The organism is Ascidiaceihabitans donghaensis (assembly GCF_900302465.1).
Lineage (GTDB): Bacteria > Pseudomonadota > Alphaproteobacteria > Rhodobacterales > Rhodobacteraceae > Ascidiaceihabitans > Ascidiaceihabitans donghaensis.
On record NZ_OMOR01000001.1, the window covers coordinates 821,346 to 848,272 of the forward strand.

27 protein-coding genes are annotated in these 26,927 nt (G+C 54.9%); 15 read left to right on the top strand and 12 right to left on the bottom strand.

Translation table 11 applies throughout. The features are described from left to right. Positions 1-139: 139 nt before the first annotated feature. Genes hisC through ASD8599_RS04110 form a run of 3 tightly spaced genes read left to right on the top strand, consistent with a single transcriptional unit; the run spans position 140 to position 2,972 of the window. Positions 140-1,225, top strand: coding sequence for a histidinol-phosphate transaminase (hisC, locus tag ASD8599_RS04100; RefSeq protein WP_108827359.1), 1,086 nt, complete (start codon positions 140-142; stop codon positions 1,223-1,225). Further along, on the top strand, positions 1,222-2,145 hold the full coding sequence (locus tag ASD8599_RS04105; protein ID WP_108827360.1) for a prephenate/arogenate dehydrogenase family protein: 924 nt from the start codon (positions 1,222-1,224) through the stop codon (positions 2,143-2,145). Before hisC ends, ASD8599_RS04105 begins: the two co-directional genes overlap by 4 nt. Then, on the top strand, positions 2,142-2,972 hold the full coding sequence (locus ASD8599_RS04110; protein WP_181364401.1) for an extensin-like domain-containing protein: 831 nt from the start codon (positions 2,142-2,144) through the stop codon (positions 2,970-2,972). Before ASD8599_RS04105 ends, ASD8599_RS04110 begins: the two co-directional genes overlap by 4 nt. Here the strand turns inward: ASD8599_RS04110 and ASD8599_RS04115 are convergent, their stop codons facing one another. Beyond that, complete coding sequence (locus ASD8599_RS04115; RefSeq protein ID WP_108827361.1) at positions 2,973-3,977, bottom strand: DUF2125 domain-containing protein; 1,005 nt, start codon at positions 3,975-3,977, stop codon at positions 2,973-2,975. Between the two features lie 64 nt (positions 3,978-4,041). Between ASD8599_RS04115 and ASD8599_RS04120 the strand changes: the two genes are divergently transcribed. From ASD8599_RS04120 to ASD8599_RS04130, 3 genes are all read left to right on the top strand, one after another. Next, positions 4,042-4,572, top strand: a complete 531-nt coding sequence (locus ASD8599_RS04120) for a gamma-glutamylcyclotransferase (protein ID WP_108827362.1) — start codon at positions 4,042-4,044, stop codon at positions 4,570-4,572. A gap of 76 nt (positions 4,573-4,648) precedes the next feature. Continuing rightward, positions 4,649-5,845, top strand: a complete 1,197-nt coding sequence (locus ASD8599_RS04125; protein ID WP_108827363.1) for a biopolymer transporter ExbB — start codon at positions 4,649-4,651, stop codon at positions 5,843-5,845. Between the two features lie 2 nt (positions 5,846-5,847). Next, positions 5,848-7,815: a peptidoglycan -binding protein gene (locus tag ASD8599_RS04130; protein WP_108827364.1), complete on the top strand. Its 1,968-nt coding sequence runs from the start codon at positions 5,848-5,850 to the stop codon at positions 7,813-7,815. 2 nt (positions 7,816-7,817) lie between these two features. Here the strand turns inward: ASD8599_RS04130 and ASD8599_RS04135 are convergent, their stop codons facing one another. The 3 genes from ASD8599_RS04135 to gloB form a co-directional block, all read right to left on the bottom strand. Next, on the bottom strand, positions 7,818-8,696 hold the full coding sequence (locus ASD8599_RS04135) for a M23 family metallopeptidase (protein WP_108829993.1): 879 nt from the start codon (positions 8,694-8,696) through the stop codon (positions 7,818-7,820). A gap of 89 nt (positions 8,697-8,785) precedes the next feature. After that, entirely contained in the window at positions 8,786-11,107 is a 2,322-nt protein-coding gene (clpA, locus tag ASD8599_RS04140; protein WP_108827365.1) for an ATP-dependent Clp protease ATP-binding subunit ClpA, read from the bottom strand. Positions 11,108-11,281: 174 nt separating this feature from the next. Continuing rightward, the gene (gene gloB, locus ASD8599_RS04145; protein ID WP_181364402.1) at positions 11,282-12,049 is read right to left on the bottom strand and encodes a hydroxyacylglutathione hydrolase; all 768 of its coding nucleotides are present in this window, start codon (positions 12,047-12,049) and stop codon (positions 11,282-11,284) included. A 61-nt stretch (positions 12,050-12,110) separates the two neighbouring features. Here gloB and ASD8599_RS04150 point away from each other — a divergent pair, with 61 nt between their 5' ends. The 7 genes from ASD8599_RS04150 (at position 12,111) to ASD8599_RS04180 (ending at position 18,670) form a co-directional block, all read left to right on the top strand. Continuing rightward, the gene (locus tag ASD8599_RS04150) at positions 12,111-12,863 is read left to right on the top strand and encodes a class I SAM-dependent methyltransferase (RefSeq protein WP_108827367.1); all 753 of its coding nucleotides are present in this window, start codon (positions 12,111-12,113) and stop codon (positions 12,861-12,863) included. A 459-nt stretch (positions 12,864-13,322) separates the two neighbouring features. Beyond that, positions 13,323-13,883, top strand: coding sequence for a F0F1 ATP synthase subunit delta (locus ASD8599_RS04155; RefSeq protein WP_108829994.1), 561 nt, complete (start codon positions 13,323-13,325; stop codon positions 13,881-13,883). After that, entirely contained in the window at positions 13,884-15,422 is a 1,539-nt protein-coding gene (atpA, locus tag ASD8599_RS04160; RefSeq protein WP_108827368.1) for a F0F1 ATP synthase subunit alpha, read from the top strand. It begins immediately after the preceding gene. Positions 15,423-15,435: 13 nt separating this feature from the next. Then, positions 15,436-16,311, top strand: a complete 876-nt coding sequence (locus ASD8599_RS04165) for a F0F1 ATP synthase subunit gamma (protein WP_108827369.1) — start codon at positions 15,436-15,438, stop codon at positions 16,309-16,311. A gap of 21 nt (positions 16,312-16,332) precedes the next feature. Next, positions 16,333-17,754, top strand: coding sequence for a F0F1 ATP synthase subunit beta (gene atpD / locus ASD8599_RS04170; protein ID WP_108827370.1), 1,422 nt, complete (start codon positions 16,333-16,335; stop codon positions 17,752-17,754). 26 nt (positions 17,755-17,780) lie between these two features. Further along, entirely contained in the window at positions 17,781-18,206 is a 426-nt protein-coding gene (locus ASD8599_RS04175) for a F0F1 ATP synthase subunit epsilon (protein ID WP_108827371.1), read from the top strand. Positions 18,207-18,319: 113 nt separating this feature from the next. Further along, positions 18,320-18,670 (top strand): H-type lectin domain-containing protein, encoded by a 351-nt coding sequence (locus ASD8599_RS04180; protein WP_108827372.1) that lies wholly within the window; start codon positions 18,320-18,322, stop codon positions 18,668-18,670. A gap of 6 nt (positions 18,671-18,676) precedes the next feature. Here ASD8599_RS04180 and ASD8599_RS04185 read toward each other — a convergent pair whose 3' ends face one another. After that, on the bottom strand, positions 18,677-19,489 hold the full coding sequence (locus ASD8599_RS04185; protein ID WP_108827373.1) for a formate/nitrite transporter family protein: 813 nt from the start codon (positions 19,487-19,489) through the stop codon (positions 18,677-18,679). Between the two features lie 128 nt (positions 19,490-19,617). Continuing rightward, on the bottom strand, positions 19,618-20,637 hold the full coding sequence (locus tag ASD8599_RS04190; RefSeq protein WP_108829995.1) for a ribose-phosphate pyrophosphokinase: 1,020 nt from the start codon (positions 20,635-20,637) through the stop codon (positions 19,618-19,620). A 118-nt stretch (positions 20,638-20,755) separates the two neighbouring features. Between ASD8599_RS04190 and ASD8599_RS04195 the strand changes: the two genes are divergently transcribed. Then, positions 20,756-21,352 (top strand): 2-hydroxychromene-2-carboxylate isomerase, encoded by a 597-nt coding sequence (locus ASD8599_RS04195; protein ID WP_108827374.1) that lies wholly within the window; start codon positions 20,756-20,758, stop codon positions 21,350-21,352. After that, positions 21,349-22,137: an alpha/beta fold hydrolase gene (locus ASD8599_RS04200; protein WP_108827375.1), complete on the top strand. Its 789-nt coding sequence runs from the start codon at positions 21,349-21,351 to the stop codon at positions 22,135-22,137. The genes ASD8599_RS04195 and ASD8599_RS04200 overlap by 4 nt, the downstream gene beginning before the upstream one ends. A 40-nt stretch (positions 22,138-22,177) precedes the next feature. Here ASD8599_RS04200 and ASD8599_RS04205 read toward each other — a convergent pair whose 3' ends face one another. The 6 genes from ASD8599_RS04205 to ASD8599_RS04230 form a co-directional block, all read right to left on the bottom strand. Next, entirely contained in the window at positions 22,178-23,023 is an 846-nt protein-coding gene (locus ASD8599_RS04205) for an MBL fold metallo-hydrolase (RefSeq protein ID WP_108827376.1), read from the bottom strand. Positions 23,024-23,148: 125 nt separating this feature from the next. Then, positions 23,149-24,186 (bottom strand): threonine aldolase family protein, encoded by a 1,038-nt coding sequence (locus tag ASD8599_RS04210; protein WP_108827377.1) that lies wholly within the window; start codon positions 24,184-24,186, stop codon positions 23,149-23,151. Beyond that, positions 24,186-24,656, bottom strand: coding sequence for a YcgN family cysteine cluster protein (locus ASD8599_RS04215; RefSeq protein ID WP_108827378.1), 471 nt, complete (start codon positions 24,654-24,656; stop codon positions 24,186-24,188). Before ASD8599_RS04215 ends, ASD8599_RS04210 begins: the two co-directional genes overlap by 1 nt. Further along, positions 24,653-25,585, bottom strand: a complete 933-nt coding sequence (locus tag ASD8599_RS04220; RefSeq protein ID WP_108827379.1) for a bifunctional riboflavin kinase/FAD synthetase — start codon at positions 25,583-25,585, stop codon at positions 24,653-24,655. Before ASD8599_RS04220 ends, ASD8599_RS04215 begins: the two co-directional genes overlap by 4 nt. Positions 25,586-25,648: 63 nt before the next feature. Beyond that, positions 25,649-26,380 carry a sterol desaturase family protein gene (locus tag ASD8599_RS04225; RefSeq protein WP_108827380.1) on the bottom strand — a complete coding sequence of 244 codons (732 nt, stop codon included), beginning with the start codon at positions 26,378-26,380 and terminating at the stop codon, positions 25,649-25,651. Between the two features lie 86 nt (positions 26,381-26,466). After that, positions 26,467-26,910, bottom strand: a complete 444-nt coding sequence (locus tag ASD8599_RS04230) for a MaoC family dehydratase (protein ID WP_108827381.1) — start codon at positions 26,908-26,910, stop codon at positions 26,467-26,469. Positions 26,911-26,927 lie beyond the last annotated feature (17 nt).

Sequence of the window (26,927 nt, forward strand, 5' to 3'; positions counted from 1 at the left end):
CTAAATATAGGTCTTCACGGCTTCGTTACAACCCTTGGTGTGACATGTTGCGCATTTCACGCAGCTTGACCACAGACTATTCGCGCTTTTCTTGGCGGACGTGTGGCGGTATGTCTGGCGGGCAACAAAGGGGCAGATCATGGCTGTTATCACACCGCAACCGGGTATTATGGACATCAAGCTTTACGAAAGCGGTGCAGCCCATGTGGCGGGTGTGTCCAACGTGGTTAAGCTAAGTTCCAACGAAAACCCACTGGGGCCTTCCGAGGCTGCGATTGAAGCCTTTCGGCGGGGCAGTTTTACATTGCATCGCTATCCGTCATCCGATCAGGCCGAATTGCGTACTGCAATTGCCGATGTTTGGGAATTGGACGCAGAGCGGGTGATATGCGGTGCTGGGTCCGATGAAATCATTACCTTTTTGTGTCAGGCCTTCGCAGGCCCCGGAGATGAGGTGATCCATACCGAACACGGCTTTGCCATGTACAAAATCAGTGCGTTGGCGGCGGGGGCGACCCCTGTAGAAGTCAAAGAAACAGAACGCGTCACGGATGTATCCGCTATTCTTGCGGCCTGCACAGACCGCACGAAGCTGGTGTTTTTGGCCAATCCAAACAACCCGACAGGGACAATGATCGGTTTGGCGGAACTGGAACGCTTGGCGGATGGTTTGCCGCCCCAAGCGCTTTTGGTGTTGGACGGGGCCTATGCGGAATACGTCGAAGGCTATGACGCAGGTGCATCCCTTGTTGAGGGCTGCGAAAATGTCGTGATGACACGCACGTTTTCCAAAATCTACGGGCTGGGCAGTTTGCGGGTTGGTTGGGGCTATGCGCCAAAACCCATCATCGATGTGCTGAACCGTGTGCGTGGCCCTTTCAATCTAAGTCAGGCGGCCCAGGATGCGGCCATCGCTGCAGTGCGCGACACTGACTATCTGACCCACTGCCGCACCGAGAACGCCAAATGGCGGACGTGGTTGGCAAACGGATTGGCGGAAGTCGGCGTGCCGTCCGACACCAGCAACGCCAACTTTGTGTTGGCGCGTTTTGCAGATGCCGCCGAAGCGGAAGCTTGTGACGCACATTTGCAGGCCCAAGGGCTGCTTGTGCGCAAGGTTGCAGGCTATAAATTGCCTGCGGCGCTGCGTATCACGGTCGGTGACGAAAGTGCGTGCCGCCAGATCGTGCATGCGGTCAAAACCTTCAAGGCAGAAGCGGAATGAGCGTGATGTACAACCGCGTGGCTTTGATCGGTTTGGGACTGATCGCGTCCTCGATGCATTGGGCGATGAAACGCGGTGGTTTGGCAGGCGAGGTCACCGGCTATGCCCGTTCAGAGGAAACCCGCGAAACCGCGCGGCGTATCGGATTGTGTGACAGGGTGTGCGACAGCGCGGCAGAGGCCGTTGAAGGCGCGGATCTTGTGGTGCTTTGTGTGCCTGTTGGTGTGATGGGTGCTGTCGCAGCCGAAATCAAAGATGCGTTGGCTGCGGGTGCGACTGTGACTGATGTTGGGTCCGTTAAACGCGATGTTATTGCTGCCGTTGGCCCGCATATTCCCGAAAACGTGCACTTCATTCCGGGGCATCCTATGGCTGGAACGGAATACTCCGGCCCTGAATCCGGCTTTGCCGAGCTGTTTGACGATCGGTGGTGCTTTTTGGTTCCGGTTGAAGACACTTGCCCTGACGCGATCGCCAAGTTGCGCGCCTATTGGGAGGCGCTTGGATCGAACGTCGAAGAAATGGATGCAGAGCATCACGATCTTGTCGTAGCAGTCACAAGTCATGCGCCCCACTTGATCGCCTACACGATGGTCGGCGTGGCGGATGATCTGCGACGTGTCACTGACAGTGAAGTCATCAAGTTTTCCGCTGGCGGCTTTCGCGACTTTACGCGTATCGCGGCAAGTGATCCGACGATGTGGCGTGATGTGTTCCTAACGAACAAAGACGCGACGCTGGAGATCCTCGGACGCTTCACTGAGGAATTGTTCGCGCTTCAACGCGCCATTCGCACCGGGGACGGCGACCATTTGTTCGACTATTTCACGCGCACCCGTGCCATTCGTCGCAGTATCATCGATGCAGGCCAAGACACAGACGCCCCGAACTTTGGGCGAACAGGGACACCCAAGTCATGAAGGGTTTGTTTGCCGCCGCTCTTGTTTTGACAGGCAGTGTGGCTGGTGTGTTGGCCAGTGCGCCCGAGGCGTCATTGCGTCCGGTGGGACGCGCTGGCACAGACGCAAGAAACCCTGTGAGCCTTGCGCAAACCGTGGCCTCAGCAGATGCGGCGAAAGCCGTTGTCGGGCAAACAGCATCCAGTCAGGGTGTGGTGATCCTGTCATCTGCAGAGGCTCCGGGGCTGGGGCAATCCTTGCGACCAGAAGTGCGGTCGCAAGGGATCGTGCAAAAGGCAATGGCCAAGCGAAAGCAACGCCGCAAAGGGGCTGTGTGCGGTGATCTGGACATTCAAGGTGAAGACGTGGGGCGCGTTCCGGGCAAACTGAATGGATGCGGGGTGAGCAATGCAGTGCGTGTGCGGTCCGTGGCTGGTGTCACCCTTAGCCAAGGATCAGTGATGGATTGCGGCACAGCCAAAGCCCTGAAATCATGGATCGTGAACGGGGCACGCCCTGCTATCGGATCCAAAGGGGGCGGACTGGCGCGTCTGAAGGTTGCAGCGCACTACGCGTGCCGTACGCGCAACAACAAGACTGGCGCGAAGATTTCTGAACATGGCAAAGGCCGCGCGATAGACATTTCGGGCTTTACGTTGAACGACGGCAGCACGATCACCGTTCTGAAGGGATGGCGCACACGCGGACAAAGCAAAGCGCTGCGTCAGATGCATCGCGCCGCATGTGGGCCTTTTGGTACAGTGCTTGGACCGGAAGCGGATCGCTACCATCAGGACCATTTCCATTTCGACACCGCGCGTTACCGCAGTGGACCCTATTGCCGCTGATCAGCGCAGAATGATGCGCGGGGCAGGGCCGATGGGAATAATGCCCACCGACATGAACCCCGACCGGAAATTCAGTTGGACATCAAGGGCCGTAGGGTCACCCGACATCCGGGCCAACAGGCCCAAGCCTTCTTGGGCCTGCGTGCGCAATTGTGATGGCAAAAGCCCGGCACCTTCTGCGAGGTCCAGCATTGTTTGCCAATTTTCAGCCTGCAAATTCAATGTGCCCGTTGGCACGCCTGTGTCGTCGACTTCAAGATCAGCGGCGGCGAACAGACGTAAATCGCCCCATGCCGCTTCTGCTAAATCCAGTTTGATGACACGCGGCTGCGGGGCACGATCCTCCAAGGCGCGTATGTCCCACGGCCGATCAAATGTGATGCTTGCGCCCAATTCCAATCGGTCAAATGACACTGGCCATTCGACAGGAACCCGCAGCTCTTTGCGCATCGACGACCCAAGGGTAAATCGGGGGGCTATGGCGAAAAATGTGTAGGTCTGGGGGGCATCGGGCGATTGCAACATCTGCATTGTCAAACGATCGGCTGCATAAAGTCCGCCGTCTGGCGTGGATATGTCCCATGCACCGGCATTGGCGGTCAGCCCCTCAAGCTCAAGAGACGTGCCGGGGTGCAGGCGCAAATCTGTATGCGCATTTGCCGCCGTTACGCTGGCTTTGGACTGCGGTGTGAAAAACTGCATGGGCGCGTCGGTGAAGGTCACTTTGACATCGCCGGGCCACCAAATTGGCGTGCTGATCGACATCTGTGGTATGTTGACAGCCACACCACGTGCGGGATTGGCAAGGGCGATGCCTGTTAATGCGCTCTCAATACGCAGCGGAAAGCCAGTGCTGTCGTGTGACAGGCTTTCGGCTTGCCATCCGAATCCTCGACGGTCTTCGAGCCACGTCTCAATGGCGGTGCGCAACCCAAATGCGGCGACAGCCCACCAGACACACCACATGATAAGCAAAACAAGAACGGCCCACAGTAATTTGCGCATATGCGCCCCTTTCGCTTTGTCCAGAATTCAGGTTTACCCAGCCCAAGGAAAAAGGACCAGTGCGATGACAATGTGGGTGTTTGGGTACGGAAGCTTGTTGTGGAACCCGGGGTTTGAGGTGGCAGAACAGGTGATTGGGCAACTTGACGGGTATGCGCGGTCGTTTTGCATGCGGTCCATTCACCACCGCGGCACCGAAAAGGAGCCGGGTTTGGTCTTGGCATTGGACGAAGCATCAGATGTGTCCTGCCAAGGGGTGGCTTTGGCCGTCGTGTCTGGCCAAGAGGCAGAAACGCTGGCCTATTTACGCGAGCGGGAGTTGATTTCATCGGCGTATCTGGAAAAGAACCTGACAGTACGCTTGGCAGACGGGCGTGATGTGATGGCCGTGACCTATGTTATTGACGAAAGCCACGATCAGTATTGCGGCGGGATGCCCTTGGAAGAGCAGGCCCATATTATCGCAAAAGCTGTCGGGGGACGGGGCCCCAACACCGAATATCTGTACAATACAGCGGATCATTTGACACAAATCGGGCTGCACGACCCAGACCTTGCGTGGCTGACGGAACGCGTAAGGGTGCTCAGCGCATAAATCCTTGGCGCCTACTGTGTTTTTTCGTTAACCTGTGCACCAAGAGCAGAACAAACAGGTCAGAAACGAGACGCCCATGGCGCAAGCAGACCAACAGGTCCGACCCCAATTTTCGCAACCCGTCCGGCAGATCACTACGATGTTGCTGGTTTTGGGGTTGTGCGGTGTAGGCGCATTTTTTGCTGCCCCTCGCGTTTTGCCCGTTTTTCAAGCCAACCCGTATCTGAACGGATTCATCGTCTTTGTCTTTCTGATCGGAGTTCTTGCCTGTTTTTGGCAAGTTTTGCAGCTGATTGGATCTGTACGCTGGATTGAGGCATTTGTCAGCGAAGACATGGATGAAGACATCAAAGCGCCACAGCTTTTGGCGCCGTTGGCAACGTTATTGCGTGCGCGGGGCGCGCGTATGCAGGTCAGCTCTGCCTCAACCAGTTCGATCCTGGAATCTGTTGCAACACGCATTGACGAAGCCCGCGAGATAACGCGATATATCGTTAACTTGTTGATTTTCTTGGGGTTGTTGGGGACGTTCTACGGTTTGGCAACGACGGTACCGGCGCTTGTGGACACCATTCGCAGTCTCGCACCACAGGAAGGTGAAGCCGGGGTCGAGGTTTTCGGACGCTTGATGAACGGCCTTGAAAGTCAGCTCAGCGGCATGGGCGTGGCATTTGCATCGTCCCTTTTGGGTCTCGCCGGATCGCTTGTTGTGGGGCTCTTGGAATTGTTTGCGGGTCACGGCCAGAACCGGTTTTACCGCGAACTTGAAGAATGGCTCAGCACGATCACGCGGGTCGGCTTTACATCCGGTGAAGAATCCACCGCAGATCAAGTTGCGATGGCAGGGGTGCTGGATCACATGGCCGAACAGATGGAAGCTTTGCAACAGATGTTCACGCAGTCTGACGTCAGCCGGTCCATGGTGGATGAACGGCTGGGCACGCTGGCCACATCCATTGAGAACATGACCCATCAGATGCAGCACGGTGATGCTGAAAATTCTGCATTAGAGCGCGTGGCCGCAGGCCAAGAGCGATTGATCGCCCATCTTGAAACGCAAGGCACAGGTGACGGGATCGACGCGGAAAGCCGGATGCGACTGCGATCTATCGATGTTCAGATGCTGCGCATTCTGGAAGAGATTTCCGCGGGTCGGCAAGAAAGCATGGCGGCGCTGCATGCAGACATTAGCGCTTTGGCACAAGCTTTGTCGCAACCCAAGGGGCAGGCGAGACGCCTGACCAAGGGATCAAACGCTAAGGGACAAGATTAACGATGGCCCTCTCGCGTCGCACAGGAGCAAGGTTTCAGGCCTCGATCTGGCCGGGCTTTGTGGATGCGATGACGGGTTTGTTGTTGGTTTTGATGTTTGTGTTGACCATTTTCATGGTCGTGCAATTTGTCTTGCGTGAAACCATATCGGGGCAGGAATCCGAACTGAACACGCTGGCGGGCGAAGTCGCGGCATTGGCGCAGGCGCTTGGGTTGGAGGAGCAACGCAGCGCCGGTTTGGAAACGCGGCTTTCGGGGCTGAACGACACGCTTTCCGATGCGCAGGTGCAGCTTGCAGAACAGTCCAGCATCATCGCAACTTTGACGTCTGAGCGCGATGCGCAGTCTGCAGCATTGGCTGCCGCAGAAGCAGAAATAACGGGTTTCGAAGCGCAAGTAGCCGGATTGCTTGCGCAACGGGACGCGGCACGCGTGAACGTAAGCGAACTTGAAGCCCGTGAGGCAGAGTTGTTGAGCGAACAAGAAGCCCTTAACTTGGCTTTGGCGTCATTGCGAGGAGAGGTCGACAGTCAGAACGAACAGGCCCGTTTGGCTGCGGCGCAAGCTGATGCAATGCAGGCCTTGATTGCTGATTTACAATCTGAGAAATCTGACGCCAACCAACGCATCGAGCAGTTAAATTCAGACTTGGCAGCCGCGCAGGACAGCGTGACAGCGCAAGAACAAGCCCGCCTGCTGGAAGCGGCTGCCGCGGAAGCGCTTAGGGCACGTTTGGCCAACGCCGATGCTGAACTGACTGCGATGACCTTGGCACTGGAAGAACAACGCAAGCAGGCCGAAGACACGTTGACACTGTTGGCGGCTGCACGCGCGACCGGTGACGCGCTGGACGCCGAACTGGCAGATGCTTTAAGCCGTATTTCGATCTTGCAAGAGGTGGAAGGCACGTTGTCCGAAACGCAGAAATCTGCGGCCCAATTGGCACAAGACAACGCCAATTTGATGGTTGAACTGGACCAGATGCGCCAAGCACTGTCCGCCGCCGAACAAGCAATCGAAGCTGGAAACGAAGATGTCAGCACCTTGCGCACCCGGTTGGCGGAAGCTGAAACACAGTTAGCTTCGGGGCGCGATGAAGCCGTATCTTTGCAAGACCAATTGGCCCGTGCATTGGCTGAAAAGCAGGCCGCAAACGCGCAAACCGCGAGCACACAAACAGAAATTGATCGCCGCGAAGCCCTGTTGAAAGCGGCTCAAGACGCGCTGACCGTAGAAAAAGAAACAACACGCGCGGCTCAGCAACAGTCCTTGGAGGCACAACGCCAAACCGAGTTGTTGAACCAGCAAGTTGCAGCATTGCGTACCCAATTGGGTGATCTTCAAGCCCTTTTGGACGATGCAGTGGTGCGCGACGCTGCCAAAGACGTGCAAATTCAATCGTTGGCCAGTCAGGTGAACACCGCGTTGGCGCGTGCTTTGGCGCAAGAAACCCGTGCGCGGGCCTTGGAAGAAGAGGATCGCAAACGTTTGGAGGCAGAGGCACAAGATCTCGAAAAATATCGGTCTGAATTTTTTGGACGGCTGCGAGACTTGCTTGGAAATCAAGAAGGCATTCGCATCGAAGGGGACCGATTTGTCTTTTCGTCCGAAGTGCTATTCCCGCCGGGCGGGGCGGATTTGTCAGTTGAAGGTCAGGCAGAGATTGCCAAAGTCGCGGGTATTTTGCGCAGCATTGCAAACGACATTCCCGCCGGGATTGATTGGGTCATTCGCGTTGATGGCCACACTGATAATGTACCGCTGCTTGGCACAGGGGAATTTGCAGACAACTGGGAACTTAGCCAAGCGCGCGCGTTGTCTGTTGTGAAATACATGGTCAATTTCCTTGGAATTCCACCCAGTCGTCTGGCCGCTAATGGGTTTGGCCAACACCAGCCGGTGAATTTGGCTGATACAGCAGCCGCACGGGCGCAGAACCGCCGGATCGAGCTGAAATTCACTGAAAAATAGGCTTATTTTAGCGTGACGTAGCCATTTTGCCCGCTGATCACCCGTCCATCTCTAATCAACAATGCCGTGCCTGTGTATTTACCGCTGGGCCAGGTTGCACCGTTCAATCGTTTACCTGCTGCTTGAAAATATTGGGCTTTGTTTTTTTCGATTTTCGTTGTGTGGTCCGTGATAGTTCCGTTGGGGCCCTTGATGACCAACCTAAGCTGATCTCCTTTTTGCAATCCAAAACCGAAGCCGAACACAACCAAAGCCGGAGCATCTAGTGGCAATACCCCCTTTGCGGCACGGCCTGATTTGACGTCTGTGTATTCAGGCACCTTGTCGGCGAAACCCGCATAGATCATGCCCCCAGGCTGGTAGTTTAAAGGTGTTTTCCAAAGTGTCTTCTTGTCCGGTGCGCGACATTTTACAACTCCGTCGGGGTCAAACGGATCAACGACTTCGCCGTTTTTGCGCACCGAAAGATGGACATGGGGAAATTGTGTGCGGCCGCTTAGACCGACTTCACCCAAAACTGCACCTGCTTGAACCGTCTGCCCTTTGCGCACCACGATCGATCCCTTTTTCAGATGGCAGTACTGGGTTTCCCACCCATCTGAATGTTCGATGACCACGCCGTTCCCACATTCCCGACCCGCAACACTTTCCGCGTTTGCGTCTGTTTTTAACTGGTCTTTGATGGAGTTACGCAATCGGACCACTGTACCGGGTGCAGCAGCAACGACGTTTACTCCGTCGCGCATCTGACGAAGGGTCCGAAGGGCAAAATCTGTGCCCTTGTGGTTGTTATAGCTGAGGGGTGCGCATCGGTAGTCTTTTGCATTCTTGGTGGGATCGTGATCGACATACTGCTGTATGAAGCAGTCTTCCCCAAGCATGCAGTCAATGGGTTGTTGTAGTTGAATGGTTTGCGCCGCAGCAGGTGCCGCGGCGCAAAATAGCAAAGCCGATATGATATCCTTAAAGGTCACTCAGCTGTCAGAAGGGGCGGTTTGTCACCGGAAATACGCGGCTTTTCAGGGCCTTCGATCCGCAAGTCCAATTCGCCGCTTTTTACACCAACTTTCACCACGCCGCCTTTGGCCAATTTGCCAAACAGCAGTTCTTCGGCCAGCGGCTTTTTGATGTGCTCCTGGATAACACGACCCAAGGGGCGTGCGCCCATTTTGTCGTCATATCCTTTGTCTCCAAGCCACTCGGCGGCTGCACGCGTCAGTTCAATGGTAACATTGCGATCCATCAGTTGCGCTTCCAGTTGCAGCACGAATTTTTCGACAACTTGCGCGATGATAGATTTACCCAATGGTGCAAAGCTGATCACAGCGTCCAAACGGTTGCGGAATTCCGGCGTAAATGTCCGTTCGATCGCAGCGGTGTCTTCGCCCTGGCGACGTTCACGCCCAAATCCGATGGCTTCCTTCGCTTGTTCTGCAGCGCCCGCATTGGAGGTCATGATCAACACAACATTCCGGAAATCAACAGTACGTCCATTGTGATCCGTCAGTTTGCCGTGATCCATGACTTGCAGCAAAATGTTGTACACATCAGGGTGTGCCTTTTCCATTTCGTCCAACAGCAGTACGCAATGCGGATGCTGATCAACACCGTCCGTCAGCATACCGCCTTGATCAAAGCCCACATATCCGGGGGGCGCACCGATCAGACGCGATACCGCATGCTTTTCCATGTACTCGGACATATCGAACCGCAAAAGCTCCACACCCAACGTATCAGCCAATTGCTTTGCGACTTCGGTTTTACCAACGCCGGTGGGGCCTGCGAACAGATAGTTGCCGATTGGTTTTTCCGGTTCACGCAGCCCGGCCCGTGCCAGTTTAATAGCAGAGCTCAAAGCCTCGATGGCTTTGTCCTGACCAAACACCACACGTTTCAGAGAAGCTTCGAGATCTTTCAGCACAACAGCGTCGTCTTTGGTGACGTTTTTGGGCGGAATGCGCGCAATTTTCGCGACAACGGATTCGATTTCCTTTGTTCCGATGGTTTTTCGACGTTTCGCGGCCTGAACCAAATGTTGCGCAGCACCGGCTTCATCAATCACGTCAATGGCTGAATCGGGCAATTTGCGGTCGTTGATATAGCGCGATGCAAGTTCTACCGATGTTTTAATCGCATCAGCTGTATATTTTACCGCGTGGTGGTCTTCAAAATAAGGCTTGAGCCCTTTTAGAATTTTGACCGCATCTTCGACTGAAGGCTCGTTCACGTCAATCTTCTGGAAACGACGCGCCAAGGCACGGTCTTTTTCAAAATGTTGACGGAACTCTTTGTAAGTTGTGGACCCCATCGTGCGCAATTTGCCACCTGCCAAAGCAGGTTTAAGTAAATTGGACGCGTCCATTGCGCCGCCAGAGGTTGCTCCGGCGCCAATCACAGTGTGGATTTCATCGATAAACAGAACTGCATCGTCGTGATCTTCCAGTTCCGTCACAACGGCCTTCAAGCGTTCTTCGAAATCACCACGGTACCGCGTACCTGCTAACAAAGCGCCCATATCGAGGGAGAAAATTGTCGTTTCCGACAAAACTTCGGGTGTTTCACCAGCCACGATCTTACGTGCCAACCCTTCTGCAATCGCCGTTTTGCCCACGCCGGGATCACCCACCAAAAGGGGGTTGTTCTTGCGGCGACGACATAGAACCTGAATGCACCGCTCGACTTCGCTGTCGCGCCCGATCAGCGGATCGATGTCGCCTTCACGGGATTTGGCATTGAGATCAACGCAGTATTTTTCAAGAGCGCTGTCTTTCTTTTCGCCCTCGGTCACCCCTTGGGCTTCTTCTTCGACTTCTGGTGCACCGGACACTGGACGTGCTTCGCCAAAGGCAGGGTCTTTGGCCACGCCATGTGCGATAAAGTTTACAGCATCGTAGCGTGTCATATCCTGTTCTTGCAGGAAGTAGGCCGCGTTGCTTTCGCGTTCGGCAAAGATGGCGACCAACACGTTGGCGCCGGTCACTTCCGTGCGGCCGGACGACTGCACATGGATCGCTGCGCGTTGGATCACACGTTGGAATGCTGCTGTTGGCACGGCTTCTGATCCGTCGATGTCCGTGACGAGATTGGAAAGGTCTTCATCCACGAACTCCGACAATGTATCGCGCAGTTCTGACACATCGACCGAACAGGCCTGCATCACGCGTTTGGCGTCGGGTTCATCTATTAAGGCCAGCAGCAAATGCTCCAGCGTTGCGAATTCATGGTGGCGATCATTGGCCAGCGCGAGGGCGGCATGTATCGCCTTTTCAAGTGTTGTCGAAAATGAAGGCACGGGCGTGCTCCTGTCGATCGAGGTCATCGGAGGCGCGGAACCATATCACGCGTCTTCAACAACCATGGCCTCATAGTATTAGAGTTTGGTTTATCAGCGCCCAGCTTCAAGCTCTAATTTAAACAAAACTGTCACAATTTTCGTGATTGGGCAGAAAAAGCCAATTTTTTAACTTCAAAATCTGTCTTTGCGTGCGCGAATTTCTTTGAAGACCTCAGAAGGGCTTGCGCCTGCCATGCCGAGATGGGTTTGTATTTCGGGATCTGATGCACGCAAAAACGGGTTGGTGTCCAACTCAAGCTGTAAACTGGACGGGACCGTTGGGGTGCCGTTTTCCCGCATCGTATCAATGTCCCGAACCCGAGACACCAGCGCGGGGTTGGATGGATCAATCGTCAGCGCAAACTTGGCATTGGACTGTGTGTATTCATGCCCGGAATAGACAATGGTGTCCAATGGCAACGTCATCAATTTGCTTAGGCTATCCCACATTTGCTCGGGTGTGCCTTCAAACAGGCGCCCGCACCCCAATGCCATCAGGCTGTCGGCGGTGAAAACGGCATGTGCGGCGGGCAGATGCAGCGCGATGTGTCCTATTGTATGTCCTGACACATCAATGACGTGAACATCATGACCTGCGAAAGAAAAGGTTTCGCCTTCGGTCAATGCCAGATCCAAAGGGGGCAGACGGTGCGCATCATCGGCGGCACCGATAACCTGTGCCGGGTGGTCGGCAAGAAGATCCGCCAACCCGTCAACATGGTCCCAATGATGGTGGGTCAGCCAGACTTGGGTCAATGTCCAGCCTTTGGCAGAGAGTTCCGCCTTCAATGGGGTGGCGTCGGGAACATCAACGATCGCGGTTTCGCCAGTACTGGCATCGTGCAGAATGAAGGCATAGTTGTCCGCCAGACAGGGGACAGTGATAATTTCGAGACCCATGGTCATTTTCCTTCAGATTGCTAAGTTAGCCCAAGCTTGACCCAACTGAACCGGAGCCGCAATGCACCTTGATGTGCAAGACCTGCGCAATTTCTACTATCGCAGTCCTTTGGGACGCGCGGCGCAGGCATCTTTGCGGGGCCGGATGTTGGAGCTTTGGCCAGAAGCCAAAGGGCAGACCGTTGTGGGGTACGGTTTCGCGGCACCGTTGTTGCGCCCCTATCTAAAGGATGCGCGACGTGTGCTGGCCTTGATGCCGGGGCCGCAAGGTGTGATGCCATGGCCTGCAGGACTGCCCAATGTGTCCGTTTTGACTGAAGAAACGCTGTGGCCAATTGAGACGGGGCATGTTGACAAGCTTGTTGTTTTGCACGGGCTTGAGACGTCCGAGCTGGCGTTTGATTTGCTGGAAGAATGCTGGCGGGTGCTGGGGCCGGGGGGCAAGGCGTTGTTTATTGTGCCCAACCGCGCAGGGCTTTGGTCGCGCCGTGATCGCACCCCGTTCGGATTTGGGCGCCCTTATTCGGCAAGCCAGTTGGAGACCCAGTTGCGTAAACACCAATTCCTGCCGGAACGACATATGAGCGCATTGTATCAAATGCCTTCGGCACGCCGCATCTGGATGAAGTCCGGGCGCGTGTTCGAAAAATTTGGCCAAACCATGCCGGGCATCATGGCGGGGGGCGCCTTGATGGTTGAAGCGTCAAAGCTGGTCTATCCGCCAAAAGGCAAGGTGACACGCACCCGGCGGCGCATCAGCGTGCTAGAGGGTTTGGGGCAACCTGTTCCAAATCCCGACAGTCTAATGCGGTGAAAATACCCCCCGCGTGTTCATAAATGAAGGCAGTTGTGGCGGTCGGGGACTGGATCGGACGTGCACCAATACATCCTGTACTCGACCAAGTATCGAATGATGCACTTATATCGGGAAAACAGCGCGGCTTCCTTGGTTTTTGACGGCCGAGGGCACAGCGAAGCGGGACGAAAATTTGCGAAGGCTTTGCCCGGATGCGACGGATTCGAGGCCATTATTCCCCAAAAAATGAACGCTTGTACCATAAAAATGCAGGCGCACTTGGTCGCACCCTCGTCAAGTTGTTGTAATCGTTAATAAACCCTCAAAAAGGGCGTGTACACTGCCCTGTTGCGGGGTGAGGATACCTCTGCTACATCCGCCCTGATTTTGTCGTCACGTCACATTGTGCACGACACCAACCCCCTACGTTGCGCATGAATAAGCGCCATGTGGGGCCAAGACATCGGAAGGGTGGACGTGTCAGAACCAGTTTCCATTTCCACAGGTATCGCGTTGCGTTATGCAACTGCGGTGTTTGATCTGGCCAAAGAAGGCAAAAAGATCAAAGCCATCGAATCAGACCTCGCGGCGCTAAGCGGTGCAATGGCAGACAGCGGCGACTTTAACGCCCTGATCCATTCTCCGATTTACACACGCGATGAACAGGGGGTGGCGATTACAGCCATCGCCAAAAAAATGAAACTTTCCCCAATCATGGCAAACACGCTGGCTTTGATGGCCACCAAGCGTCGTTTGTTTGTGGTGCCGCAACTGGTCGCATCGCTGCGGGCTTTGATTGCCGACGACAAGGGTGAAGTGACAGCAGACGTGGCCAGCGCCAAGGCACTGACCAAAGGCCAAGCGGATGCGCTTGCCAAGACGTTGAAAGCCCAAATGGGTAAAGACGTGACGATTAACGCGACCGTGGATGAAAGCCTCATCGGCGGTCTTGTTGTTAAAGTGGGTTCGAAAATGATCGACACGTCGATCCGTTCGAAGCTGAACTCCCTCCAGAATGCAATGAAAGAGGTCGGATAAATGGGTATCCAAGCTGCAGAAATTTCTGCGATCCTGAAAGACCAGATCAAGAACTTTGGTCAAGAAGCAGAAGTGGCCGAAGTTGGCCGCGTTTTGTCCGTTGGTGACGGTATCGCCCGTGTTTACGGTTTGGACAATGTCCAGGCTGGCGAAATGGTCGAATTCCCCGGCGGCATCCAAGGCATGGCCTTGAACCTTGAAGCGGACAACGTTGGTGTTGTTATCTTCGGCTCCGACCGCGACATTAAAGAGGGTGACACTGTTAAGCGCACCAACGCGATCGTTGACGTTCCGGTGGGCGACGAATTGCTGGGCCGCGTTGTTGACGGTTTGGGCAACCCAATTGACGGCAAGGGTCCGATCAAAACGACCAAGCGCCAAGTGGCGGACGTAAAAGCGCCGGGCATTATCCCGCGTAAATCCGTACACGAGCCGATGGCGACTGGCCTGAAGTCTGTGGACGCGATGATCCCGATTGGCCGTGGCCAGCGTGAATTGATCATTGGTGACCGTCAGACTGGTAAAACAGCCGTGGCTTTGGACGCGATCCTGAACCAGAAATCCTACAACGAGGCCGCAGGCGACGACGAGTACAAGAAATTGTATTGCGTTTATGTTGCGATCGGCCAAAAGCGTTCCACCGTGGCGCAGTTGGTTAAGAAGCTCGAAGAAACAGGCGCGATTGAGTATTCCATCGTGGTTGCTGCGACCGCTTCTGATCCGGCACCAATGCAGTTCCTGGCACCCTATGCCGCGACATCCATGGCAGAGCACTTCCGCGACAATGGCCGTCACGCTTTGATCATCTATGATGATTTGTCCAAGCAAGCCGTGTCTTACCGCCAGATGTCCTTGCTTCTGCGTCGCCCACCTGGACGTGAAGCCTATCCTGGTGACGTTTTCTATCTTCACTCTCGTTTGCTTGAGCGTTCTGCGAAATTGGGCGATGCGTCCGGTAACGGGTCTTTGACGGCTCTGCCGATCATTGAAACCCAAGGCGGTGACGTTTCTGCGTTTATTCCGACTAACGTGATTTCGATCACAGACGGTCAGATCTTCTTGGAAACAGAATTGTTCTACCAAGGCATCCGCCCTGCTGTGAACACAGGTCTGTCCGTTTCCCGTGTTGGGTCTTCGGCGCAAACCAAAGCGATGTCTTCTGTTGCGGGTCCGGTGAAATTGTCCCTCGCGCAGTACCGCGAAATGGCGGCCTTCGCGCAGTTCGGGTCTGACTTGGACGCGTCTACGCAGCAGTTGCTGAACCGTGGTGCACGTTTGACCGAGTTGATGAAGCAGCCACAATACGCGCCGCTGACCAACGCGGAAATCGTATGCGTGATCTATGCAGGCACAAATGGCTACCTCGACAAGATCGACGTATCCGATGTGGGCCGCTTTGAGGCCGCAATGCTGAAGCACCTGCGCACAAACAACGCAGACCTGCTGGCAGACATCACAGACAACGATCGTAAGGTAAAAGACGACCTTGCGGACGCAATGAAAGCAGCGCTCGACGCATTCGCCGCTGATTTCGCTTAAGGAGCCAAGGTAAATGGCAAACCTTAAGGACCTTAAAAACAGGATCACCAGCGTGAAAAACACGCGGAAGATCACAAAGGCCATGCAAATGGTTGCCGCGGCGAAGCTTCGCCGCGCGCAGGAAGCGGCTGAGCAATCACGCCCCTACACCACGCGTTTTAACGCGGTGATGGGCGGTTTGGCCGCTTCTGTTGGTGGATCAGACAGTGCACCGAAATTGTTGTCCGGTACGGGCAGCGACCAAGTGCAGTTGCTGGTTGTCATGACGTCTGAACGTGGGCTTTGCGGTGGGTTTAACACCAACATCGTGAAGCTGGCCAAGGCCCGTGCAAGCGAATTGCAAACCGCTGGCAAGACGGTCAAAATTCTGTCTGTGGGCAAAAAAGGCCGCGACCAGATGAAACGTGATTTCGGTGATACATTCATCGGCCACGTTGACCTGACAGACGTAAAACGCGTTGGATATGTGGATGCCCAAGGCATCGCCAAAGACGTGTTGGGCCGCTTTGATGCGGGTGAGTTTGACGTCGCCACGATCTTCTACGCGAAGTTCGTGAACGTGGTCAGCCAGATCCCAACAGCGCAGCAGGTTATTCCAGCTTCTTTTGAAGCCACGGAAGATGCTGGCGACGCAACGCTTTATGACTACGAGCCCAGTGAAGAGGCCATCTTGGCTGACTTGCTGCCCCGTGGTGTGGCGACTGCCATTTTCAGCGCATTGCTGGAAAACGGTGCGTCCGAACAAGGCGCGCGGATGTCTGCAATGGACAACGCGACACGCAACGCAGGCGAGATGATCGACAAACTGACCATCCAATACAACCGCTCGCGTCAGGCCGTGATCACCAACGAGCTGATTGAAATCATTTCGGGCGCGGAAGCGCTCTAGAGAGAACCGGAGAAATACGACATGGCTAACGTCGGAAAAATCACCCAAGTCATCGGCGCCGTCGTCGACGTGCAGTTTGAGGATGCTCTGCCAGAGATCCTGAACGCATTGGAAACAGACAACAACGGCAAGAAACTGATCCTCGAAGTGGCTCAGCACCTTGGCGAAAACACAGTGCGTACCATTGCGATGGACGCCTCTGAAGGTCTCGTGCGCGGCGCGCCCGTGTCCGACACAGGCAAACCCATTCAAGTGCCGGTGGGCAACGGTACATTGGGCCGCATCCTGAACGTCACAGGCGACCCTGTTGACGAACAAGGCCCAGTGGACGCGACTGAAACACGTTCCATCCACGGCGACGCGCCTGCCTTTGACCAGCAGTCCACAGCGACTGAAATCCTGACAACAGGCATCAAAGTCATCGACCTTCTGGCCCCCTACACCAAGGGTGGTAAAATTGGTCTGTTCGGTGGTGCCGGTGTTGGCAAAACCGTTTTGATCATGGAACTGATCAACAACATCGCGAAGGTGCACTCTGGTGTGTCCGTGTTCGCGGGTGTTGGTGAGCGGACGCGTGAAGGCAACGACCTTTACCACGAAATGATCGAATCCAACGTTATCGTGCCTGACAACCTGCCAGAGTCCAAAATTGCGCTGGTGTACGGTCAGATGAACGAACCTCCCGGTGCGCGTATGCGTGTTGCTTTGACAGGCCTGTCCCTTGCGGAACAGTTCCGTGATGACACGGGTTCCGACGTTTTGTTCTTTGTGGACAACATCTTCCGCTTTACACAAGCCGGTTCCGAAGTGTCCGCTTTGTTGGGTCGTATCCCATCTGCGGTTGGCTACCAGCCGACATTGGCGACAGACATGGGCCAGATGCAGGAGCGTATTTCGTCGACGAAAAACGGCTCCATTACATCTGTTCAAGCGGTTTACGTGCCTGCGGATGACCTTACTGACCCCGCACCTGCGACATCCTTTGCGCACCTTGATGCGACAACGGTTCTGGATCGTTCGATCTCTGAAAAAGGCATTTACCCGGCTGTGGACCCACTTGGTTCAACATCCCGTTTGCTGGATCCACTGATCATCGGCGACGAACACTACAAGGTTGCGACAGACGTGCAGCAAATCTTGCAGCGCTACAAATCCTTGCAGGACATCATCGCGATTTTGGGCATGGACGAATTGTCAGAAGAAGACAAATTGACCGTTGCGCGTGCGCGTAAGATCGAACGCTTCTTGTCCCAACCTTTCGACGTTGCAAAAGTATTTACTGGCGCAGACGGCAAACAGGTTCAGCTGGAAGATACGATTTCTTCGTTCAAAGCTGTTGTGGCTGGCGAATACGATCACTTGCCAGAAGGCGCCTTCTACATGGTTGGCGGCATCGACGAAGTGATTGCAAAAGCCGAGAAAATGGCTGCAGACGCAGCTTAATTCAAAGCCTTAAGGAGGTCTGACATATGGCAGACACGATGCAATTTGAACTGGTATCACCCGAGCGGTTGTTGGCCTCTGTGCAAGCATCCGCTGTGCAAATCCCAGGCGCCGATGGCGACATGACGGCAATGCCCGATCATGCGCCAACCATCACCACGCTGCGCCCTGGTGTGCTGCGTGTCGAAGGTCCAGAGGGCACGACAGAATATGTTGTGACCGGCGGTTTTGCGGAAATCGGTGCAGGTGGCGTGTCGGTTTTGGCCGAACGCGCGGTGCCCAAAGCAGAGATGACGCAAGAAGAAATGGCAAACATGGTTGAAGAAGCAAAAACAGCTTATTCGACGGCCAAGGAATTCTTCGAAAACGAACCGGGCCCTGTAGACGACGCAGCCAAGCTGTTGTCCGATATGGTTGCTATGGGTGAAGACATCGGCTTGAACGCCCGCTAAGGCTGGTTTTTACGTCACAGACTTTGAAAAAGGCCCCGGGTGACCGTGGCCTTTTTTGTTTTTGACAAGAGTGATCGTGTTATGCCCTTTCAAGTATTTAAAGCGAAGACACTATGAAACGATTACGAAGCCATTTGATGGGCGTTGAGCAGGGCGATACCGTTCTGTTTTCCGATTTTGAAACTGACGGGGAAATGTGGACAGGTCGCGGTCAACGTGAACGCCGTCGCCGCATAAAATTTTCTGAAAATTTCCGGTCCGTACCCACGGTCCAGACCTCGGTCAGCTTGTGGGACATGGCGGCGGATACCATTATTCGCGCTGATGTTGCGGCGGAAGCCGTCACTGAAGACGGCTTCGACCTGGTTTTTCGCACTTGGGGCGACACCCGTGTTGCCCGTGTACGCATTGGGTGGATGGCACTGGGCGAGCTGTCGGATGAAGACGACTGGGACTTGTACTAAGCTTTTTCAGATTTCGTCTTCCAATTCATGTCGCACCTGACCAAAGGCGATCAGTGCGAAGATCGCGGTGCCGCCAAGTATGTTCCCTGCCAGAACGGGCAGGAAGAAACCAAACATAGCGTCTGGAAAAGACAGCAATCCCTGTACTTGCAAAAATGCCATTTCAACTGATCCAGCGACGATGTGAGTGAAGTCCCCGGCAGCGATCAACCACGTAAAGATCAAGATCACAAAGATCTCGAAACCCTCGGATTCGGGCAGCATCCAGACAATTGCGGCCACCAGAACCCCTGCGGGTATAGCACGCTGAAAGGCTTCGGCCGCAGTGAACCCTGTGGCGTGGCGTGACAGTTCTTCGATGGCGGGCAGCAATTCTGCTGGAATGGCAGAGGTATATGCAAACAATAGCGCCGCCACAAATGCGCCCACGACATTTGCACTTAAGACAATCATCCACAGCATCGCCGTGCGTCCGATCATGGCACCTGTTGGTGTGTTCATAACGGGAAGGACTGTCGTAATCGTATTTTCCGTGAACAATTGCATGCGCCCCAAAATGACGACCAGAAACCCAAGGCTATACCCAATGTTTTCAAGCAGATAACTCCACTGTGCGTCCGGCAGGTATGTGCGAAAGATTGCCTCGCCCAGCACGGACAGGGATATCATCAAGCCCGCAGCAACACCGGACCACATCAAAGAGGCCTTTGGCCGGCTCAACTCTTCTTCGCCTTCGTTGCGGATGACCTCAAAGATGCGTTTGGCAGAGAGCGTCTCGCTTTTGGCAATCACTTTAGGCGCGTGTTTTTCGTCAAGCATGAGGATGTCCTTCGTAAAGAAGGACAACGCAGCACGCAGTTAAATGGTTCCAAAATACAGCCGTCCCAAATGCAAAAGCCGCGGGTTGCCGCGGCTTTCGTCAGTGTGTTCAAAGCTTTGGTTCGACGTTATTCAGCCGCGTAAAGCCCGTCATAGATCGGGCTCAAAGTTGTGTCGTCGAACAAGGAAGAAACAGATGTGCCGTTCCAGATGTTCAGGATCGCTTGTGCAAAAATCGGGGCTGTTGGCACAACACGAATGTTTGCGGCGTCTTTGATGGGTTGGGTTGGTTCAATGGTATCCGTCAGCACCAGTGACTTCATAACGGAATTTGTAACGCGTTCGACGGCAGGACCGGACATGACGCCGTGGCTGATGTAGCTGTGCACCTCTTTGGCGCCATTTTCCATCAAGACTTCGGCCGCTTTGCACAGGGTGCCAGCCGTATCGCAAATGTCGTCAACGATCAGGCACACCTTGCCTTCGACATTGCCGATGACTGTCATTTCAGCAATTTCGCCGGGCTTTTCGCGGCGCTTGTCAACGATGGACAAAGGCGCGTTGATACGTTTGGCCAATTCGCGGGCGCGGGCCACGCCGCCCACGTCGGGGGAAATGACCATCAGTTCGTCCATGCGATCTTTGAACTGGGCTTTGATGTCCAAAGCAAAGACGGGGGACGCATACAGGTTGTCGACCGGAATATCGAAGAACCCCTGAATCTGGGCTGCGTGCAGGTCCATTGTCAGAACACGTTCAATGCCAGCACCGTGGATCATATTGGCCACCAGCTTGGCGGAAATAGGGGTGCGGGCTTTGGTGCGACGGTCTTGGCGGGCATATCCGAAGTAGGGAATGACAGCTGTGATCCGAGACGCGGAGGACCGGCGCAGTGCATCGCACATCACCAGCAGTTCCATCAGGTTGTCATTGGCGGGGTTTGATGTGGACTGGATGATGAACATGTCCTCGCCACGGACATTTTCAAAGACCTCAACAAAGATTTCGCCGTCGTTGAAACGTTCGACACGCGCATCCACAAGGCCCACGTTGACGCCTCTGTGCAAGGACATGCGCCGCGCGATTGCTGAGGCCAAAGGCTTGTTTGCGTTCCCGGTGATGAGTTTGGGTTCGACGATGGCTGGCATATGTGGGTCCCCGTGAAGCAGCGTCATTAACAACATTTCGAATGTGACAGATTCGTGATGTTGGCATTCGCTTAACACGCCTATACCGTCCGGCAAAGCATACCTTAGGAGAAAGTTAATGGCCCATATCGACTATTATTTCGCGACGCTGTCCCCCTATGCCTATCTGGCTGGGATGCGCATGGAAGCTGTTGCAAAAAAGCATGGCGCGACCGTGACGTATAAGCCTTTGGACCTTATGACTTTGTTTGGACGCACAGGCGGAACACCGCCAAAAGATCGTCACATCAGCCGTATCGAATACCGTGCAATTGAACTGGAACGGCAGTCGCAAAAGTTGGGTATGGACTTTAATTTGAAGCCGGCACATTGGCCCACAAATATGGCGCCGTCATCTTATGCGATTATCGCAGCACAAAAAACAGGCGGTGATGTAGGGGCTTTGACACATGCGTTTTTACGGGCGTGCTGGGCGGAAGAAAAAGACATCGCCCAAGATGACGTTATTCGCGGGTGCCTGGAAGGTGCCGGTTTTGATCCAGCACTTGCAGACAGCGATTTGATGGGGTCTGCGGACACCTACGCGGCCAACTTGGAAGAGGCATATGCAAATGGCGTCTTCGGGGCACCGTTCTATGTGGTCGACGGGGCGGCCCGTTTCTGGGGCCAAGACAAGATCGACGATCTGGACGCGCATTTGGCATCCCTCGCGTGACACTGCACACCCACAGCCGCAGCTTTGGCCAAGGCCCGCGTAAGGCCTTGGGCATCCACTGCACTTTGGCGCATTCTGGTGCCCTGAAGGGGCTTGGCGTGGCACTGGGGGACCAAGCGACATTGCTTGCCTATGATTTGCCCAGCCATGGGCAATCCGGCGACTGGGATCGCAAGGGCAACGTGCACGACGTGGCCACCGATATGGGGCGGGCTTTGTTGACCGAACCCATGGATCTGATCGGCCATTCGTTCGGCGCGACCGTGGCTATGCGCCTCGCCATCGAGATGCCGGAAATGGTGCGGTCCCTGACGATGTTTGAACCCGTGTACTTTGCCGCCGCAATGGAAGATGCGCCTGCGTTGTGGGAAACCTATGACGCACAAAATTCAGCATTTGCTGATGCATATGCGTCGGGTGATATGATGGAAGCCGCCCGCACCTTCAACAGAGGATGGGGGGATGGCACCAAGTGGGATGCGATTCCGGACACGTTGCGTCAATACATGGCGGACCGTATTCATTTCGTGCCTGCAAGTGCCCCGTTTCTGTTTCACGATTCAGCTAATTTGCTGGCGGGCAATCGTTTTGCGCAAGCGATGATGCCCACCCTTTTGATGCGTGGTGACCAAAGTTCCGACACAACCATTGCCATCAATGCGTCGCTGGAAAAGCGTTTGCCTGATGTCCGGTCCGTTGTTGTGGAGCGGGCAGGACATATGGCCCCGATCACGCATGCAAAGCGCATCGCCGCTGAAATATCAAAGTTCTGGGCGTCGCTTTAAGTGCGTGCCCAGAACAGTGGCTGGTCTTAAGGTCAGAACCCTAGTCGTCAGTCCAAAAGAACCCGTCGCCCGTCGCACCGATGTGCCCGATGGATGGCAGCTTGAAGTGGCTGCCGATGATGCGGGCATGTGTTTCTGATGCGGTTTCAAGAAGCTGTCGTCTTGAGGTTTCTGCCAAGTCGGCATCCATATCAAATGAGAAGTGCCATTCGGGATGCCAGCATTGCGCGGTGGTGTGCAGCGCATCGCCGGTGATGACGGCTTGTGTGGCTCCATGTTTGATCCCGATCGACACATGACCGGGGGTGTGACCCGGCGTTGGCATCAATGTGATGTAATCGCCCAAAGTGTGCCCGGCTTGCACCAGCTCTGCTTGTCCAGCTTCGATGACTGGCAACACGCTTTCGGTGAAGGTGTCGCTGGCGGTGGCACGAAACACGGCCTCGTCTGCTGAGGGCATTAGGTATTTTGCATTTGGAAAAGTCGGCACCCAGCGTCCGTCTTGCAATTGCGTGTTCCAGCCCACGTGATCTGTGTGCAGATGGGTGCAAAGCACGAAATCCACTTGTGCGGGTGTCACCCCGGCGGCCGTTAACGCAGCCATAAACCGCCCGTCCTGACGTTTGTTCCATGCGGGCAGAGCGGCTGTTTTGTCGTTGCCAACGCAGCCGTCAACCAGAACAACATGGTCAGGGGTTTTCAGCAAAAAACCTTGCACTGGTAGGATCATTGCCCCCGTTTCGGCGTCTATTGCACCGGGGACAAGTTTTTCGATTCTGGCGCTGACGTCCGGCCCTGCGTTGGGGAAAAGTTTTAGAGGGTCCAGAAAAGGACCGTTGATCTCTAACAGGCGCCAGATTTCGATATCACCAATTTTACATAACATGGGCTGTTCCTATGCTTCGCGGGGCAGGGTGCCGTTTTGTGTTTGGTCTCGTGTTTGAAGTGGGGGCTCTGCCCGCTTTGGTGCTTTGCACCACACCTCCGGTTCTTTTTGGAAAAAGACAGGCGTTAAATGTGGCTTACAAACGTATCGATGTCATCTGGAGTTATCGACCAATCGCATACGAGGCGCATGGCGAGATGTTCGTCCGGGTCGTCGCCTTCAAGCGATCCTTCCCAGATGTAATTTGTAGCCCCGGCATCGTGCAGCCGTCGGTGTGCGCTACGCGGCAATGTCGCGAAGATCATGTTGGCTTGGGGCTGATGCAGAAACGAGGCCCCCTTTGCTTGCAATCCTTCAGCCAATCGGGCGCAATTGCGATTTGCCATGGCCGCTGTTTTCATCCACAGATCATCTGCCAGATACCCGGCCATTTGCGCTGACAAGTAGCGGTGTTTGGAAAAAAGATGTGCCCCGCGTTTGCGCCGCAATTCAAATTCCCATGCTTTTTTAGGATCAAACAACACGACGGCTTCGACCCCCATGCAGCCGTTTTTGGTGCCTCCGAAGCTGACTACATCAACGCCGGCTTTCCATGTCATCTCTGCTGGGGTGCACCCCAGTGCCATCATCGCATTGGCAAATCGCGCACCATCAAGATGGACAGGCAGTTTATAGTCTTTGGCGACAGCTGTGAGGGCGCTGAGTTCGTCCAAAGTGTAGACCGATCCGCGTTCTGTCACTTGCGTAATTGAAACCGGCCCCCGTTGCGGACCGTGCACGCCGCGGACTTCTTCGCCTTCGATGGTTTTTCGCAGGGCTTCGGGTGTCATTTTGTCTGTGCCCGGCACCAGCGTCAGTTTGGCGCCCGCTGAATAGAATTCTGGCGCGTTGCATTCGTCTTCGTGGATATGCGCAACCTGTGTGCAAAAGACGGTGCTGTACGCGGGGGCGTAACAGGCCAATGCCAAACTGTTGGCGGCTGTGCCTGTGGCCACCAGATAAACGGCAGCCTCCGGCGCCTCAAAGAGGTTGCGTATTGCTTCGCGCACCTCGTCCATGATCGGGTCTGCGCCGTATGGCATTGCGTATCCATCATTGGCATTGTTCAGCCTGTCCATGACTTGCGGATGCACTGGGCCTGCGTTGTCAGAGGCAAAAAACATCAGGTGGGCTCCTCTATGATGTGATCTTCCCAATCTTCCTCGGGGACGCTGAATTCAGACACTGTCCGATGTTGCATGCTGACGCCGGCCTTGTGGACGGAATTCGGGTCGCCCGTGATCAAAGGATGCCATTCGGGCAATTCCTTGCCATCAAACAGCAGGCGGTAGGCACAGGTCTGCGGCATCCAATAGGCGTGCGTGTCCAGATTGTCCGGGGTCAGGCTGATGCAATCAGGCACAAACTGGCGACGGTTTTCGTAGTGCACACATCGGCATGTTGCATCGTCCAGCAGGCGACAGGCCACATTTGTCAATGCAACTTCGCCGCTGTCATCGTCTTCCAGTTTGTTCAGGCAGCACTTGCCGCACCCGTCACACAGCGCTTCCCATTCCGCATCATTCATTTTTTTCAGCGGTTTACGCTTCCAGAATTCGCGGGCCAGCCCCTTTTGTGCAATTGCACCGGTCATAGAGCGGCCAGAATGGAGCGGGCTTGTAGGCTGTCGGCATCCATCTGCGTGATCAACGCATCTAGGCCGTCAAATTTCTCTTCGCCGCGCAAATGGGCTACCAGACCGACGGACAATTGCGTGCCATACAGATCGCCGGTGAAATCGAAGATAAAGGTTTCTAGGTTGGGTTTGTTTTCGCCAAACATGGGACGCACGCCCATGGATGCGACGCCGTGATACTGGCCTGTGTGCGGCCCGTCTAACACATCGACCAGAACAGCATAGACGCCAAAGGCAGGGGGATGCAGCCCGTCAATGGACATGTTGGCCGTTGGATAGCCCAATTCGCGGCCACGTTGCTCGCCACCAATCACAGGGCCTTCGATCCGGTGCCAGTGGCCCAGCATCGCCGCGGCATCGGCGGGCCGCGCATCGCTCAACGCTTGCCGGATGGCGGTGGATGAAATCGTTTTTTCAGATTGCGCGATCAGGGGGGCGATTGTGACGCCAAACCCCATTTCGGCCCCGAATTGTTGCAAATCTTGCACAGTGCCTGCACGGTCTTTGCCAAAGCAAAAATCAGCGCCGACAATAACATGCTGCAACCCAAGGCCATCCGCGATCACGATCTTTGCAAAATCATGTGGACTAAGGCCTGAAAGTGCAGCGTTGAAATTCAATTCATACAGTTTTTCAACACCCAGCTTTTCCAATCGTGACGCTCGGGCTTCACGGCTCATTAGTCGAAAGGACGGGGCGTGGGGGGCGAAAAACTGACGGGGGTGGGGTTCAAACGTCAACACGCCCAAAGGGGCGTCGGGCCTTGCGGCGCGGGCCATGTCTATGACGGATTGATGGCCTTGGTGAACCCCGTCAAAGTTGCCGACAGCGACTGTGGCGCCGCGGTCTTGGGGTTCAACGAAGTGATAGTCTCGAATGATGCGCATGCGACATGCCTAGCCTTGGAGGGCGAAGGGTGCAAGCGGCCAAAAGGGACATTCGCCGCGCCTTCACTGCGCTTGCGTTGATCCTTTGCGCGGGCGCGGTGATGCAGGCAAGCCATAGGCCTTGCGTGCAGTAACCAAACGCAAATCTTCAGGGTCCATGCCCATGCTTAGAATGGTGTCTGCATCGAACCGGTCGCGGGCGGTTTCCCTATTGTATCCGGTGCCAAACACCCGATCTATCCATCCCATGCCGAAGGACACGTGAAAGGTCGCATCATGGTCATTGAAGTGATGGCGCAGGTGGCTTTGGGTGATTTGAGTGCCGAACCAGCCTTTGGGGACTTTAAGATGCGCCAGGGTATGACAAAATTCGTAAAAGGCAAACGCGCTGACTGATCCGACAAAAATGGCGATGATCGAAAACCAGAGGGCTGCTTGAATGCCTATAATCCATCCCAAAACCGCGACGTGCAGGGCCAAAGACAAAAGCCCGAACCGCACCGGATACCAGTGGTCGTCGCCGGTGAAGAATTCCGGCGTGTTTGGAAATTCATGATGGCCGATGTGGCTGCGGTACAATGCGTTGAAAGGGCTTTGATCGGTTGGGGGCGCACGGTGCAGCAAGAAACGGTGCATCGCGTATTCGACAAAAAATTGCATGACACCGCCCCAGACCAAAGCGGGCAGGATCCACAAGGAAGGCGCCCAAACCATAAGGGCCACCCCAAACAACCAAAACGGCAAAAGCCGTTGCAATGACCCCATGTGCATCAGCACCCGCAGCGTTTCTTTCATAGCATCCTCCTTTGGATGGATATGATGAAAAGCGTTGTTTGGTCGTGTGTAAAGGTTGACGTGGCGTAGGGTGACGTAAAGCTAGGTCAATCGAATTTACGCGACGGCGCCATGACTGTGGCTTCGCCAATGACCACTTTCTTACCATCGACAGAGCAATGGCAGTCCAGTTTCACACGGCGTTTGGAGATCTCGATGTCGATGACTTTAACCTCGGCATAGACCATGTCACCGGGGCGCACAGGGGCCAGAAACTTGAGATTTTGACCCATGTAAATGGTGCCGTGACCGGGCAGCTGTTCTCCGATGACTGCGGAAATCAAGCCTGCAGTCAGCATGCCGTGGGCGATGCGGCCCTCAAAAATCGTGTCTTGTGCGTATTCATCATCAAGATGGACCGGGTTGTGGTCGGTCGATACCTCGGCGAACATTTCGATGTCTTTGTCGGTGACTTGTTTGCGCAAGTAGCGGGTCATGCCCATTTCGATGTCTTCAATGCAGATGGTGCCGCGGGGAAGATTGTCCAACATTTCACGCTCCGGTAATT

What these genes read in the sequence shown, in the direction of transcription:
- ASD8599_RS04210 (WP_108827377.1), bottom strand. Translation starts at nt 24,186, where the DNA reads ATGTTTTTTGCCTCTGACAACGCAGGCCCAGTGCATCCGCAAGTCATG.
- ASD8599_RS04175 (WP_108827371.1), top strand. Translation starts at nt 17,781, where the DNA reads ATGGCAGACACGATGCAATTTGAACTGGTATCACCCGAGCGGTTGTTG.
- ASD8599_RS04105 (WP_108827360.1), top strand. Translation starts at nt 1,222, where the DNA reads ATGAGCGTGATGTACAACCGCGTGGCTTTGATCGGTTTGGGACTGATC.
- gloB (WP_181364402.1), bottom strand. Translation starts at nt 12,049, where the DNA reads ATGGGTCTCGAAATTATCACTGTCCCCTGTCTGGCGGACAACTATGCC.
- ASD8599_RS04225 (WP_108827380.1), bottom strand. Translation starts at nt 26,380, where the DNA reads ATGAAAGAAACGCTGCGGGTGCTGATGCACATGGGGTCATTGCAACGG.
- ASD8599_RS04110 (WP_181364401.1), top strand. Translation starts at nt 2,142, where the DNA reads ATGAAGGGTTTGTTTGCCGCCGCTCTTGTTTTGACAGGCAGTGTGGCT.
- ASD8599_RS04115 (WP_108827361.1), bottom strand. Translation starts at nt 3,977, where the DNA reads ATGCGCAAATTACTGTGGGCCGTTCTTGTTTTGCTTATCATGTGGTGT.
- ASD8599_RS04135 (WP_108829993.1), bottom strand. Translation starts at nt 8,696, where the DNA reads ATGCTTGGGGAAGACTGCTTCATACAGCAGTATGTCGATCACGATCCC.
- hisC (WP_108827359.1), top strand. Translation starts at nt 140, where the DNA reads ATGGCTGTTATCACACCGCAACCGGGTATTATGGACATCAAGCTTTAC.
- atpA (WP_108827368.1), top strand. Translation starts at nt 13,884, where the DNA reads ATGGGTATCCAAGCTGCAGAAATTTCTGCGATCCTGAAAGACCAGATC.
- atpD (WP_108827370.1), top strand. Translation starts at nt 16,333, where the DNA reads ATGGCTAACGTCGGAAAAATCACCCAAGTCATCGGCGCCGTCGTCGAC.
- ASD8599_RS04195 (WP_108827374.1), top strand. Translation starts at nt 20,756, where the DNA reads ATGGCCCATATCGACTATTATTTCGCGACGCTGTCCCCCTATGCCTAT.
- ASD8599_RS04150 (WP_108827367.1), top strand. Translation starts at nt 12,111, where the DNA reads ATGCACCTTGATGTGCAAGACCTGCGCAATTTCTACTATCGCAGTCCT.
- ASD8599_RS04205 (WP_108827376.1), bottom strand. Translation starts at nt 23,023, where the DNA reads ATGTTATGTAAAATTGGTGATATCGAAATCTGGCGCCTGTTAGAGATC.
- ASD8599_RS04230 (WP_108827381.1), bottom strand. Translation starts at nt 26,910, where the DNA reads ATGTTGGACAATCTTCCCCGCGGCACCATCTGCATTGAAGACATCGAA.
- ASD8599_RS04180 (WP_108827372.1), top strand. Translation starts at nt 18,320, where the DNA reads ATGAAACGATTACGAAGCCATTTGATGGGCGTTGAGCAGGGCGATACC.
- ASD8599_RS04120 (WP_108827362.1), top strand. Translation starts at nt 4,042, where the DNA reads ATGACAATGTGGGTGTTTGGGTACGGAAGCTTGTTGTGGAACCCGGGG.
- ASD8599_RS04165 (WP_108827369.1), top strand. Translation starts at nt 15,436, where the DNA reads ATGGCAAACCTTAAGGACCTTAAAAACAGGATCACCAGCGTGAAAAAC.
- ASD8599_RS04220 (WP_108827379.1), bottom strand. Translation starts at nt 25,585, where the DNA reads ATGCGCATCATTCGAGACTATCACTTCGTTGAACCCCAAGACCGCGGC.
- ASD8599_RS04190 (WP_108829995.1), bottom strand. Translation starts at nt 20,637, where the DNA reads ATGCCAGCCATCGTCGAACCCAAACTCATCACCGGGAACGCAAACAAG.
- ASD8599_RS04215 (WP_108827378.1), bottom strand. Translation starts at nt 24,656, where the DNA reads ATGACCGGTGCAATTGCACAAAAGGGGCTGGCCCGCGAATTCTGGAAG.
- ASD8599_RS04125 (WP_108827363.1), top strand. Translation starts at nt 4,649, where the DNA reads ATGGCGCAAGCAGACCAACAGGTCCGACCCCAATTTTCGCAACCCGTC.
- ASD8599_RS04185 (WP_108827373.1), bottom strand. Translation starts at nt 19,489, where the DNA reads ATGCTTGACGAAAAACACGCGCCTAAAGTGATTGCCAAAAGCGAGACG.
- ASD8599_RS04130 (WP_108827364.1), top strand. Translation starts at nt 5,848, where the DNA reads ATGGCCCTCTCGCGTCGCACAGGAGCAAGGTTTCAGGCCTCGATCTGG.